This window comes from Shimazuella soli, from assembly GCF_022511585.1.
In the GTDB taxonomy this organism is placed as follows: domain Bacteria; phylum Bacillota; class Bacilli; order Thermoactinomycetales; family Thermoactinomycetaceae; genus Shimazuella; species Shimazuella soli.
On the sequence record NZ_JAKWBN010000003.1, the window covers coordinates 131,412 to 144,884 of the forward strand.

13 protein-coding genes and 1 pseudogene are annotated in these 13,473 nt (G+C 43.9%); 10 read left to right on the top strand and 4 right to left on the bottom strand.

Annotated features, from left to right (window positions below):
* Window positions 1-341: 341 nt before the first annotated feature.
* Entirely contained in the window at window positions 342-728 is a 387-nt protein-coding gene (locus tag MK805_RS09080; protein WP_240875363.1) for a hypothetical protein, read from the bottom strand.
* Between the two features lie 104 nt (window positions 729-832).
* Window positions 833-1,771, bottom strand: coding sequence for a DMT family transporter (locus tag MK805_RS09085; protein ID WP_240875364.1), 939 nt, complete (start codon window positions 1,769-1,771; stop codon window positions 833-835).
* 307 nt (window positions 1,772-2,078) lie between these two features.
* On the opposite strand from MK805_RS09085, the gene MK805_RS09090 reads away from it, so the two are divergent.
* The 6 genes from MK805_RS09090 to icmF are packed head-to-tail and all read left to right on the top strand — an operon-like array spanning window position 2,079 to window position 10,595.
* Window positions 2,079-3,257 carry an acetyl-CoA C-acetyltransferase gene (locus MK805_RS09090; RefSeq protein WP_240875365.1) on the top strand — a complete coding sequence of 393 codons (1,179 nt, stop codon included), beginning with the start codon at window positions 2,079-2,081 and terminating at the stop codon, window positions 3,255-3,257.
* 7 nt (window positions 3,258-3,264) lie between these two features.
* Entirely contained in the window at window positions 3,265-4,125 is an 861-nt protein-coding gene (locus MK805_RS09095) for a 3-hydroxybutyryl-CoA dehydrogenase (protein ID WP_240875876.1), read from the top strand.
* Window positions 4,125-5,282 (top strand): acyl-CoA dehydrogenase, encoded by a 1,158-nt coding sequence (locus MK805_RS09100; RefSeq protein ID WP_240875366.1) that lies wholly within the window; start codon window positions 4,125-4,127, stop codon window positions 5,280-5,282. The genes MK805_RS09095 and MK805_RS09100 overlap by 1 nt, the downstream gene beginning before the upstream one ends.
* Window positions 5,279-6,421 (top strand): acyl-CoA dehydrogenase, encoded by a 1,143-nt coding sequence (locus MK805_RS09105; protein WP_240875367.1) that lies wholly within the window; start codon window positions 5,279-5,281, stop codon window positions 6,419-6,421. Before MK805_RS09100 ends, MK805_RS09105 begins: the two co-directional genes overlap by 4 nt.
* 13 nt (window positions 6,422-6,434) lie before the next feature.
* Window positions 6,435-7,385, top strand: a complete 951-nt coding sequence (gene meaB / locus MK805_RS09110; RefSeq protein ID WP_240875368.1) for a methylmalonyl Co-A mutase-associated GTPase MeaB — start codon at window positions 6,435-6,437, stop codon at window positions 7,383-7,385.
* Between the two features lie 27 nt (window positions 7,386-7,412).
* Window positions 7,413-10,595, top strand: coding sequence for a fused isobutyryl-CoA mutase/GTPase IcmF (icmF, locus tag MK805_RS09115; protein ID WP_240875877.1), 3,183 nt, complete (start codon window positions 7,413-7,415; stop codon window positions 10,593-10,595).
* A 146-nt stretch (window positions 10,596-10,741) separates the two neighbouring features.
* Here the strand turns inward: icmF and MK805_RS09120 are convergent, their stop codons facing one another.
* A complete protein-coding gene (locus MK805_RS09120) occupies window positions 10,742-11,347 on the bottom strand; it encodes an SPFH domain-containing protein (RefSeq protein WP_240875369.1) in 606 nt (201 codons plus the stop codon).
* A gap of 561 nt (window positions 11,348-11,908) precedes the next feature.
* Window positions 11,909-12,136, bottom strand: coding sequence for a VOC family protein (locus MK805_RS09125; protein ID WP_338057492.1), 228 nt, complete (start codon window positions 12,134-12,136; stop codon window positions 11,909-11,911).
* Between the two features lie 146 nt (window positions 12,137-12,282).
* Here MK805_RS09125 and MK805_RS18030 point away from each other — a divergent pair.
* From MK805_RS18030 to rpoE, 4 genes and pseudogenes are all read left to right on the top strand, one after another.
* Window positions 12,283-12,348 (top strand): annotated as a pseudogene (locus MK805_RS18030) (hypothetical protein); the annotation flags it as partial.
* Between the two features lie 7 nt (window positions 12,349-12,355).
* The gene (locus tag MK805_RS09135; RefSeq protein ID WP_240875891.1) at window positions 12,356-12,535 is read left to right on the top strand and encodes a VOC family protein; all 180 of its coding nucleotides are present in this window, start codon (window positions 12,356-12,358) and stop codon (window positions 12,533-12,535) included.
* Window positions 12,536-12,648: 113 nt separating this feature from the next.
* Entirely contained in the window at window positions 12,649-12,852 is a 204-nt protein-coding gene (locus tag MK805_RS09140) for an Lrp/AsnC ligand binding domain-containing protein (RefSeq protein WP_240875370.1), read from the top strand.
* Window positions 12,853-12,995: 143 nt separating this feature from the next.
* Window positions 12,996-13,460, top strand: a complete 465-nt coding sequence (gene rpoE, locus MK805_RS09145; RefSeq protein ID WP_240875371.1) for a DNA-directed RNA polymerase subunit delta — start codon at window positions 12,996-12,998, stop codon at window positions 13,458-13,460.
* The last annotated feature ends 13 nt before the right edge of the window (window positions 13,461-13,473 follow it).

Genomic DNA, 13,473 nt, shown 5'->3' on the forward strand with positions numbered 1-13,473 from the left:
CTTTGAAAAAAAGTAACTTTACAAACAAGTATTCGCATAGTAATATATGTATAGTCGCAGCAGGCGAAAACCAAGTTGTTTGCGGCAAATAAGAAATCAACATACGTAAACCGTGGGGCACACGGGGTTAGCTTGGTAATGAAATAGTCATGAGTCTATCGTCCCAAGAATCCAATGGCTTTAGCCGTATGGAGTTGTCAAATGATGATTTCCTCTTTTTTTACAATAAAAGCCAGCTCCAACTGTGCTGGAGCTGGCTATCTATATGTTCATGCTTTATTCTCGGGGTCGGCTGTGTGTGAACTTAGCACACAGCCGACAGGTGATCTACTCTCCTTCGATCAGTCGTGGTCGTCCATCACCCAGTATCCGACATCGTCAACGGAACGACGAAAACGACGCAGTTCCTGCAGCATCTCTTCCTGCAGATCCTCTGAACTCCTCTTCTTTTTCTTTGTCCTCGTCCTTGCAGGGGGGATGTAGAGAGGCTTGGGCGCGGGCTTCTTGCCCCTCAAGATGTAACCCAGTATCACCGCTGCCATAGGAGCAAAGAACCATCGTGCTCCCATCACGCCGTTTATCGCTTCGATGAAACCGACGCCGATAAAGGTGAAGACGACGCAGGCGAAGATCCGCAGCCCGCTTACTTCGAGCTCCTTTATCACCTTGGCTCGGTAGATTCTCCAAGCGATGAAGACCAGCAGGATGGCAAGGTTGATCCATGCCATGGGATGGATATTAGGCGACATATCTCCTCCCGAAGTTCGTAGATCGCCTCTGTCTCTCTTTATTATAGGAGATGTCGGTTGGTTTGCCAAATGATCTGTATGAGTTACACTTCCGGTGCTATCTGCTCTTTTGCTGTTTTATTTTTCGCATTTACGACGACAATCCCCAAACAGACGAGAATCAAGCCGATAAACGTGTAAAAATTGAGTTTTTCATCTAACAGAAAAGAAGAGTAAAAAACGCCAAATACCGGGATGAGAAACAAAAAAATGGATGTCTTACTCACAGGGTGATAACGAAGCAAGATATTCCAAAAAAATGTCCCGACCACTGCTACAAATGCCAAATAAACAAAAGTAGTTCCAGATTGGAAATCAAAGTGAAAAGGCAACAGTCCTGTTTTCCAAATCCCTATGCCAATGAGACAGAGGGAACCGATGAACAGTTGATAAAAGGTAATAACACCAATGTCATATCTTTTCGATTCATGGCGTGCTAGCAGATTTCCAGCAGCTCCTGCTAGATTGGCTAAAAGCAATAGTATTTCTCCCGCTCCAAAGCCCACTCCTGAAGAGATAGAGTGAAGGCTGACGACAAAAATTCCGAGGAAACCTATGGTTACTCCAGCTATTTTCCGCAATGTTAACCGATCATCTGCATCGATAAAATGAGCGATTAAAATTTGAAACAGGGAAGCGGTGCCAGTGAGAATGACGGTAACCATGCTGGAAGAGATACTTACCCCCACATAAAAAAAGAGATACTGCAAAAAGTTTTGGACGAATCCTACTTTGCTCAAATGCTGGAAAGCAGCTGGAGTAAAGATTTTTCCTTTTTTCCTAACTCGTAAAATGACATAGAGGATGAGAGCAGATAACAGAAAGCGATAGCCTGCAAATAAAAATTCCTTGCTGTATTCATCTGGGCTGATCGATAACCAAGTATAACTCAACTTGATAATGGGAGCAGGACTTCCCCATAACAGGGTAACTGCGAGAATGGTGATCAGAAACCCCAGAGGATGGGTAACAAACTTCTGCACGTTCTTCTTTCCTTCCATTGTAGGTTCTATTTCTATTTTAGTGGAAGTATGGATTTTCTGCTTAGAGAAAAGTTGGTAAATCCCGTTTCTAAAAGAAGTATGATTTTAGTAGGGAAGCAGGCTTATGTGAGGAAGAGATAATAAAAATATTTCTGTTCTCCAAAACATAAAAATGTAAGAAGCCATATGGCTATTTAAGATGATTTGATGGAATTGTAAATGCCTCCTCGATAAGGTATCCTTAATATTGATAACGTTTTCATTTTAATGTTGAAACAGTCAATTTTGATCTGCTGGAGGTGGGAGTGTGAGCGAAGTAGTGATCTTAGAAGGAGCACGGACACCGATTGGAAAATTGGGCAGCTCTCTTCATACGATCCCTGCGGTAGAACTTGGGGCTATTGCGATCAAGGAAGCGTTAGTGCGAGCTGGTGTTTCTGCTGATTTAGTAGAAGAAGTGTTATTGGGAATGGTGTTACAAGGCGGAGCAGGACAGATCCCATCCCGCCAAGCAGCGCATCTCGCTGGTATTCCTTGGCATGTTCCGACAGAAACGATCAATAAAGTCTGTGCATCCGGAATTCGCAGCGTGACATTGGCAGAGCAGATTATCCGTGCTGGAGGAAGTCAGTTAATTGTTGCTGGCGGCATGGAGAGCATGAGCAATGCTCCCTATATCCTGCCCAAAGCGAGATTTGGACAGCGGATGGGTCATGGGCAGTTGGTTGACTTGATGATACATGATGGTTTGTGGTGTGCATTTGAGGGTGTGCATATGATTATACATGGAAATACGATAGCGAAAGAATACCAGATTAGTAGAGAAGAACAAGATGCATGGGCAGTTCGCAGTCATCAGTTAGCAGCTAGAGCGGTCGATGCTGGAGTGATGTCAGAAGAAATCATTTCAGTAGCAGTGAAAAATCGTAAATCTACGACGTTGGTTACAACGGACGAATCCATTCGCAGTGACAGCAGCAGTGAAAAATTAGCAGCACTTTCCCCAGCTTTTGCAGCAGACGGAACGATTACAGCTGGAAATGCCCCAGGAGTCAATGATGGTGCCGCGGCGATGATCGTCAGCTCACGAGCAAAAGCAGAGGAACTCGGAGTAAATGTGCTCGCTGCGATTTTAGGGCATGCTACAGTTGCGATGGAACCGGAGCGTTTCCCAGTTACTCCAGCTTATGCCATTCAGAAGCTTCTACACCAGCATCAATTAAATGTAAAAGATATTGATTTATTTGAAGTAAATGAAGCATTTGCTGTAGTCCCTTTAGCGACAGGGAAAATACTCGGCTGGGATGAATCGAAAGTAAATGTGAACGGTGGAGCTGTCGCACTTGGACATCCAATCGGTGCAAGCGGGGCTCGCATCTTGCTCACTCTGGCATATGAATTGCGCCGCCGCGGGGGCGGACTTGGAGTCGCGGCAATTTGCAGCGGAGCAGGACAAGGAGATGCAGTGTTAATCGAAGTGAAGTGATGGAGGGATCAAGATGAAGCGATTAGCAGTGATCGGTGCTGGGCAAATGGGCAGTGGAATAGCAGAAGTCTCGATTCGAGCTGGATATTCGGTCATTTTGATCGATCAATCGGATGATTGGTTAGAAAAAGGCGTCCAAAAAATTACGCAAAATTTTGATCGGCAAATCGCGAAAGGGAGATGTACTGCCGAGCAAAAAACTACGTACTTGAACCGCCTTCAAACGACAACGGATTTGCATCTTGTAAGAGATGTTGATCTGATCATCGAAGCGATTGTTGAAAAAAAACAGGCAAAAACAGAGCTATTTGCTAAACTGGATCAATTAGCCCTCTCTTCTGCCATTTTTGCAAGTAATACCTCCTCTCTTCCTATCACTTCATTAGCTGCTGCGACTGATCGAGCTGATCGTGTCATTGGGATGCATTTTATGAATCCCGTTCCTGTTATGAAATTGGTTGAAGTGATTCGCGGTTTGGCCACAAGTGAAGAAACGTATCAAGCTGTCTTAAGCGTTACCGAAAAATTGGGGAAAAAAGCGGTAGAAGTCAACGATTTTCCCGGTTTTATATCCAATCGCATATTGATGCCGATGATTAACGAAGCAATCTATGCTGTATATGAAGGGGTAGCAACACCGGAAGCAGTGGATGATGTGATGAAACTGGGAATGAATCACCCGATGGGCCCCTTAGAGTTAGCCGATTTTATCGGTTTAGATACATGTCTTTCGATCATGGAAACATTACATGAGGGCTTTGCAGACAGCAAATATCGTCCTTGTCCTTTATTAAAAAAGTATGTAGCAGCAGGCTGGTTAGGCCGCAAGAGCAGGCGGGGATTTTATGATTACAGGGGGGCAGAGTGATGGAGTTTACGTTTACAGATGAACAAACTATGATGCGTAAGGTAGTTCGTCAATTTGCGGAAAAACACATCCCTCCCCATATACCTAAAATGGAAGAAGCAGAAGTATTTCCGCTTGAAGTCATTCACAAGATGGGTGAGATGGGTTTTATGGGTATCCCCATCCCAGCTGAAGCAGGCGGAGTCGGATCAGATTTTATTTCCTATATTATTGCCTTAGAGGAACTTTCGAGGGTAAGCGCCACAGTCGGGGTGATTTTAGCGGTGCACACTTCTGTTGCTACAATGCCGATCTTACACTTTGGGACAGAGGAACAGAAGCAAAGGTACTTGAGTGATCTTTGCTGGGGAAAAAAGATTGGGGCATTTGCTTTAACAGAGCCTCAGGCTGGGTCCGATGCAAGTAAGATTCAAACGCGGGCAGTCAGGGAAAATGATAAATATGTGATTACGGGCAGCAAAGTATTTATCACCAATGCGGAAGTAGCAGATGTATACATTGTCTTTGCCGTGACCGACCCAGCAAAAGGAACAAAAGGGATAAGCAGCTTTATTGTCGATAAAGGTACACCCGGTTTTTCTTTTGGCAAAAAAGAAAAAAAGATGGGCTTAAACGGCTCTCATACAGGAGAACTTATTTTTGATCAAGCTCAGGTACCAGCCAGTCAGTTGTTAGGAGAAGAAGGGCAAGGGTATGAAATCGCTCTCCAGCATCTAGCAGGCGGAAGAATTGGCATAGGAGCGCAAGCGCTTGGTATTGCTCAAAGTGCCTTAGAACACTGTCTGCAATATGTCAAACACCGAGTACAATTTGGTAAACCTCTAGCAGATCAGCAAGCGATTCAGTTTAAACTCGCAGATATGGCAACGATGGTCGAAGCTGCAAGACTGATGATATATCGAGCTGCCTCTTACAAACAACAAGGAAAAGCATGCCGGAGGGAAGCTTCGATGGCAAAGCTGTATGCTTCTGATGCAGCGATGAAAGTGGCGGCAGAAGCAGTGCAAATTTTTGGCGGCAACGGTTATATTCGAGATTATCCGATTGAGCGTTTATTTCGTGATGCAAAAGTAACCCAAATATACGAAGGAACCAACGAAATTCAGCGTGTCGTGATAGCGAGCACCTTGACTCAGGAGAGGAGCAGACAAAAATGAATTTCAAATGGGATGAAGAACATGAAATGATGCAAAAGATGGTTCGTCAATTTGCAGAAGAACAGATTGCCCCTACAGCCAGTATTCGTGATGAAGAGGAGCGGTTTGACCGCAGTCTTTTTGATCAGATGGGTGAGTTGGGATTGACTGGTATACCGTGGAGTGAGGAGATTGGCGGAGCAGGAAGCGATTTTCTCAGCTATGTGATTGCAGTCGAAGAGTTATCTCGGGTGTGTGCATCGATGGGTGTTACTTTATCTGCGCATATTTCCCTTGCCAGTTGGCCGCTTTTTGCATATGGTTCTGAATCTCAGAAAGAGCGTTTCCTGCGTCCCTTAGCCGAGGGGAGGAAGCTGGGCGCATATGGGTTAACAGAACCAGGATCAGGTTCGGATGCAGCAGGCATGAAAACAACAGCTATTCGTGAAGGTGATGAATATGTGTTAAATGGAAATAAAATATTTATCACCAATGGGGGAGAAGCAGAAATTTACATCGTCTTTGCTGTTACAGATCCGACGAAAAGGCATAAAGGGATCAGCGCCTTTATTGTGGAGAAAGGCACACCTGGATTTTCCTTTGGCAAGAAAGAAAAAAAGTTAGGAATTCGTTCTTCTCCTACCTTGGAAATCATCCTTGAAGATTGCCGTGTTCCTGCTGACCAGTTATTGGGCGAAGAAGGACAAGGGTTTACGATAGCTATGCGTACCCTGGATGGCGGGAGAAATGGAATCGCAGCACAAGCAGTCGGCATTGCCCAAGGGGCATTGGATGCTGCGCTAGCCTATGCCAAAGAGCGCAGGCAATTTGGCAAGACATTGGCAGAGCAGCAAGCGATTCAATTTAAACTGGCAGATATGGCAACACAAATCGAAGCTGCAAGACTTTTAACCTATCAAGCTGCGTGGTTAGAGAGCAATGGCAAAAGTTATGGGAAGGCATCTGCGATGGCTAAATTATTGGCTGGGGACACCGCAATGCAAGTCACAACAGAAGCAGTACAAATATTTGGCGGGTATGGATATACACGAGAGTATCCCGTAGAGAGAATGATGCGCGACGCAAAGATCACCCAAATCTACGAAGGAACCAATGAAATACAGCGCATCGTCATCGCAAAATATTTGACAAAGGGATAAAGGTGGGAAAAAGTTGGAAGATTGGCTGATGCTTTTACGCCAAAAAGATAAACGTACGATTGCGCAAGCGATCACCAAACTAGAAAATCGAGATGAAGAAGCCAAATCGATGTTAAAAGAGCTTCTACCCTGCACCGGAAAAGCACAGGTCATTGGGATAACAGGTTCTCCTGGGGCTGGGAAAAGTACACTTATTGGCTCGCTGCTCGTTCATTTAAGGAAAAAGGGGCTTACTGTTGGTGTTTTAGCAATCGATCCGACGAGCCCGTTTTCAGGAGGAGCTATCTTAGGCGATCGGATTCGAATGAATCGCCATGCTATGGATGAAGGGATTTATTTGCGGAGTATGGCGAATCGAGGAAAAGTGGGTGGTATATCAATCCATACCAAAGATTGTGTCCGTGTACTCGATGCTGCTGGGTTTGATGTTATTTTAATTGAGACTGTTGGTGTCGGTCAGTCGGAGCTTTCGATTATGCACCTTGCAGATACGGTATGTGTGGTACTCCACCCTGGTGCTGGAGATATGATACAAGTGACCAAGGCGGGTGTAATGGAGATCGCTGATGTGTATGTGGTGAACAAAGCAGATCAAGCGGGCGCCACTCGTTTGATCGCCGAGATCGAAGACATGTTGGAGTTAAGCGGAGGAAAAGGAGCTTGGATGCCAAGTGTAATCGCGGCAAGCAGCCAGCAAAATCAAGGTATAACTGACCTCTGGGAGTGTTTACAGAAACATGATCAATACCTCAAACAGACTGGAGAATGGGAAAAACAGCGATTGGCCCAACTTTACCAAGAAGTAGAGGAAGAATTATTGCTGCTGTATGAACAGAGGCGCAAAACCCTCATGCAAAAGGAGAGTTTTAAGGGGCTGGTATCCCAATTAGACAGAGGAGAAACAACACCGCAAGAACTAGCTGAGATGTTGGCAAAGCAACTATTTGCAAGCGAGAGCGAATAAGAGGCAGTGGAGGGATGTGATTTGGGTATGGAACAAGTCAGACGATTTCCAAAGCATGCAATCCGCTTTATAACTGCTGCAAGCTTGTTTGATGGACATGATGCTTCGATCAATTTGTTTCGCCGATTGCTGCAAGCGTCTGGGGTTGAAGTCATACATCTTGGACACAACCGCTCTGTACAGGAGATTGTGACAGCTGCAATCCAAGAAGACGTTCAAGGTATTGCGCTTTCTTCTTATCAAGGGGGGCATGTTGCCTTTTTTTCTTATTTAATCGATTTGCTTCGGGCAAAAGGGGCAGATCATATTCAGGTATTTGGCGGCGGTGGAGGGGTGATTATCCCTTCTGAAATCGAAGCTCTGGAATCTTATGGGGTAGCAAAGATTTTTTCTCCTCAAGATGGACGACAACTAGGGCTCCAAGGAATGATCAATTGGATGATTGAAAAAACGGATCAACCGATTGTGATAGGGAGGACTTGGAGTGATCAATCATTATCTGACGACTATGCTATTTCCCGGGCAATAACGTATGTCGAGCAAGGGGGAACAGTGCCGAAAACCGGGAAACGAGCATTGGTTATCGGAATTACAGGCACTGGCGGTGCCGGAAAGAGCTCGTTAACGGATGAAGTGGTTCGTCGTTTTACAGATGATTTTCCTGATAAAAGAATCGGCATATTATCGATTGACCCTTCTAAACAGAAGACAGGCGGGGCATTACTCGGTGACCGCATCCGGATGAATGCGATTTATCAGCCGCAAATCTTTTTACGAAGTCTTGCTACAAGGCAAGCCCGCTCAGAGTTGAGTAGTGCGATCGAAGGAGCGATAGAAGTTTTACATCATGCTGACTTCGATCTCATCCTTGTAGAAACAAGCGGTATCGGCCAAGGAAATGCCGATATTGTCCCCATCAGCGATCTGTCGGTCTATGTCATGACTGCTGAGTATGGTTCTCCTTCTCAATTAGAGAAGATCGAAATGCTGGATTATGCCGATATCATCGCAATTAATAAAGCAGATCACAAAGGAGCAGAAGATGCTTTGCGTGATGTAAAAAAACAAGTCCAGCGAAATCGGGAACAGTTTGATATTCCTGTCGATGAAATGCCTGTATATAGTACCATGGCTAATCATTTCCACGATCAAGGGGTCAATCGTTTTTATCACGCTTTACTCAGGCTTTTGAATGAAAAACAACCGAATAAATGGCAATCCACTGCGATTCAGCTTGAAAATGTTCAGCCCAAAAATTTCATTATCCCTCCAGAACGAATGCATTATCTTCGAGAAATTGCCTCAACGATCCGTAAGTATCATCAGGAAGCAGAGGAACAAGCAAATATTGCAACAAAAGTGTATCAACTAGAAGGTGTAAAAAGGCTGCTTCCTGATATAGACCAATTAGAACGGAAAAAGCAAGAACTCTGGAATGAGCTAAAGGTGGAAAATCAAACTCTGCTGGGCGGTTGGCCAGCTGTCGTTGAAAAATATAAACAAGAAAACCTTATTACCAAAGTGAGAAATCGCGAAATTACTACACCTTTATACACAGAAACCCTTGCAGGAAGTAAAATTCCCAAGGTTTCCCTGCCTGCTTACCGCGATTTAGGGGATTTGCTTCGTTGGTTATACAAAGAAAATCTTCCTGGACATTTCCCGTTTACTGCTGGTGTATTTGCCTTAAAACGGCAGGATGAAGACCCCAAAAGACAGTTTGCTGGTGAAGGGACACCTGAGCGAACCAATCGCCGGTTTCACTACTTATCCAAAAATGATCAAGCCAAACGGTTGTCCACTGCTTTTGATAGTGTGACTCTGTATGGAGAAGACCCGGCAGAAAGACCAGATATTTATGGAAAAGTAGGAGAATCAGGGGTGAGTATTTGCACACTAGATAATATGCACGCTTTATTTGCTGGGTTTGATTTATGTGCACCTAATACAAGTGTCTCGATGACCATCAATGGTCCTGCTCCGATCATTCTAGCCATGTATCTCAACACAGCGATCGATCAACAACGCAGGAAGTTTCAGCAAGAACATCATCGTGCTCCATCCAGCGAAGAAGAGAAAAACATCATCACCTCTACACTTCAAGCAGTTCGCGGTACGGTGCAGGCAGATATCTTAAAAGAAGACCAAGGGCAGAACACATGTATTTTCTCAACCGAGTTTGCGTTAAAAATGATGGGGGATATGCAAGCGTATTTTATCGAACAGCACATTCGTAACTATTATTCTGTCAGTATAAGCGGTTATCATATCGCTGAAGCAGGGGCAAATCCGATCACTCAATTGGCTTTTACCTTATCCAATGCTTTTACCTATGTAGAGTACTATTTGAGTAGAGGGATGAAAATCGATGATTTCGCTCCCAATCTGTCCTTTTTCTTTAGTAATGGTCTAGATGCAGAATATGCGGTGATCGGCCGGGTAGCTCGCCGCATTTGGGCAGTCGCCATGAAACGGCTCTATGGAGCAAATGAACGAAGCCAAAAACTCAAATACCATATTCAAACATCAGGTCGCTCTCTTCATGCTCAAGAGATTGATTTTAATGATATTCGCACTACCCTCCAAGCACTTCTTGCACTCTATGATCAATGTAATTCCCTCCATACCAATGCTTATGATGAGGCAATAACAACACCAACTGAAGAATCTGTCCGCAGAGCGATGGCGATTCAATTGATTATTACCAAAGAATTAGGCCTAGTCAAAAATGAAAATCCCCTTCAAGGCTCTTTCATCATCGATGAAATTACCGACCTTGTAGAAGAAGCTGTCTTACAGGAGTTTGAGCGGATCAGTGATCGCGGCGGTGTACTTGGAGCGATGGAAACCCAGTACCAACGGAGTAAAATCCAAGAAGAATCGATGTTATATGAGATGAAAAAACATAGCGGGGAATTACCGGTTATCGGAGTCAATACATTTGAGAATCCTGAGGGTAAGATGGAAAAGATAAAAATGGAGTTATCAAGGGCTACGGAAGAAGAGAAGAAATGCCAAGTAGAGCATGTACTCGCCTTTCAAGCGAAGCACAAGGAGCAAGCAGAAAAAGCACTAGCGAGACTTAAAGAAGTAGCAAATCAAAATGGCAATATATTTGCTGAGTTGATGGAGACGGTAAAAGTAGCGACTCTCGGACAAATTACCAAAGCACTTTATGAAGTTGGTGGACAATATCGAAGAAATATGTAAACAAGCGATGACCTGACCTCTGTCCTTGCGGATGGAGATCAGGTCTTTTTGGACGGAAGAGAAGTCAGGATTCCTCGATTCCGCCCGGTGCACCGATTTTCGAGGGATGCAAATGTTCACTTACCAGTTGACCTCAGCGACAGAGGCTACTTGGAGAACAATGTCCTCAAGAACACCTTGAATCCCTTGGCAGAGGCTATTGCTTTCGGTTCCATTGACATGATCTTGTCCGTGTTTCCGACAGCGTGACAGTCGACGAGCTGAAAGCTGAGGAACTTGACGCCCCACTTTCCAGCATCTTCCTCTACGGCCGCCAACAATGCATCGGCAACCTTGTCTCGGGTCTTCGATGTTCGTACCGAGAGTACCTCTTGTACCTTGGTCATACACAGATGTTCCAGGCTCGTTTGAACGTCTTCGATCTCCACCAATGCCTTTTCAGGATCGGTGATTTGATACCAGACGCTCGCCCTCACCTCAAACTCAGTGTTATCCCGAAGCAGTACGACCTGAGGGTTGTAGATTTTGGTGTGATTGACGAAGATCGTCCTGAATTTGTCGATGATAGGCACGTTCAGGTGGGTGCCGGCTTTGAATATCTTGGTTGATCCGTCCTTGTTCTTGACGACTTTCCCTGACCGGAACTTTATCCCTACTTTGCCCTGTCGGATCGACTTGAAGCACTGGAAGGCTGGGGCGATAAACCCAATGCTTCCAGCGACGGCCGGGACAATGCTGGTGAGCATGCGCATTTGTTGCTCCCATCTAGAAGGCGGTGACTGTTTGTTCCTTACTTTTAATTTATCATAAATTAATAAAATTATACATTTTAAGAAATGGCTATCCTATAAGGATGAAAGGTAAAATCTATACAAAAAAAGAGCAATCTAAATAAATCGTTGCTCTTAATGTAAAACAAAGATGAGTGATTGAAATGACCAGCGGACTGCTCTCTTACCCCACTTGGAGTAGAAGCAGCCGCCTTTGGACTATAGGAGTGAGTGTTTCACTCGATAATCCCTTCCTCGAGCTGCGCTCGGGCATCGTCGAAGACCTCTTGAGCGGGAGCCTTTAGCTCTTCCTTTACCGTAGGGTCTAGGAGAATTTTTGCAGCAGCAAATCTCCCTACGGATATTATTGAGGTGCTCTTCGCGGTTCGCCTCGGGATCAGACATTTCGTACCTTTGTCTCTCGATCGATCCCAGTAAAACACTATGATTATAAGAGGGTTTTCTCCTAATTATCAAGAAAGATCAAAGTTCACTTCTTCTATCAGTTCCACTACTTCACCATTTGGACTATAAACCAAGGCATTACGGACTACCAACTTGGGTTCTCCTAGTTCCATTGTATTCGTTGTCAAACATCTCGATACAAGTACGCCCATCTGGTGAGATGAGGATCGATGCTTCGTTAATGTGGAAAGCTGGCAACCTCCAAAAATGGCCTACTTTAAATCCGAATACTTTTGTATAAAAATCGATAGTTTTTCGGTAATTTCTTGCTTGGATGGCAATATGGGCTAATCCTTTGCTGCTCATGAAAACATCCTCCTTCAAAATGATGCTTTCATTATAGAAATTTCAGCAGGGCTGACGAAATAACAAAAAAGAGGTGTTCATGGTAAAATAGATACGATTTATAAGTTTTTTTAGGTGATTTCCTTTTTATATAAGGGGGTGGGGCTATGATTAAAAATCAGATTGATGAAGTGGACCGTCAGATTTTAGAGCTATTACAAGATAATGCGAGGATTCCAATTGCTACTATCAGCAGGAAAATTGCTATGTCTCCCCCTTGTCATCGCTGCCCAAGGAAAAAAAGCAAGCTCACCCGATGAAGTAGCTCACGGTGCATTGTTGCATTTTGCTCTGTACGTAGATAATGTAGATGAAACCTATCAAAAGGCACTCCATTTTGGAGCAAAAACCTTGTATTAAGCCAAGTTGCGGTAAAAGAGCGAATCGCAAAATTAGAGGATCAAGGTATCATTACGGGATATCATGTGTCGATAGATTTAGAAAAAATAGACAAAAGTTTAACTACTTTTTTGATGATAAAGACAGAAAAATGCACTTCTTTTATCGAACTATGTAAAAATTCAAAATGGGTAACGAATCTCCATCGAATTAGTGGAGAATATAACTTTTTGGTAACCATTCAGACAAAGTCATTACCGGAATTGACAAGTATCCAAGAAACATTGAAGCGATTTGGTCCTTCGAAATCGTTTATCAGCATGGAAAATCTCATCTGATGAAATAAGTAGAGATTGGACTTTTTTATTTTATTCACTCAAACAAAGATAATTTTCCTCTTTTTCCTAGGTGTAGTTTGACTTGGTTCGCAATTTGGATACAATAGGTGATACGAGCTTTATTTAGAGGGGATGAGCGGAGAATGGCAAATGTAACAGAAAAAATTCGCGAAACGGCTATGGTCGATTTAGCATATGATCACTTAAAATCAGTTGGAGAACCTCAACTTTACCGCAATATCTTGGACACTGTTGCTAATCAAAAAGGGTTTACCCAGCAAGATATCGAGCAATATATCGCTCAACTCTACACAGAGATCAATATTGATGGTCGTTTCGTTTGTGTAGGAAGAAGCTTGTGGGGTTTAAAACATTGGTATCCAATCGAACAGTCTACGGATTCGGCGATCGTTGCAAATGTGAAAGATGATTATGACGTTGATTTGGACGATGAGGATCTATTTGGTTCGGATGACGATGATTTCACAGATGAAATCGATGAATTAGAGAGCGATAACGATTTTGATGAAGACGATGACGACGAAGATATCAATGGTTTTGGAAGCGACGATGACGAAGACGAGGAAGACGAAGAAGAAGATTATTAGAACACACAAATGC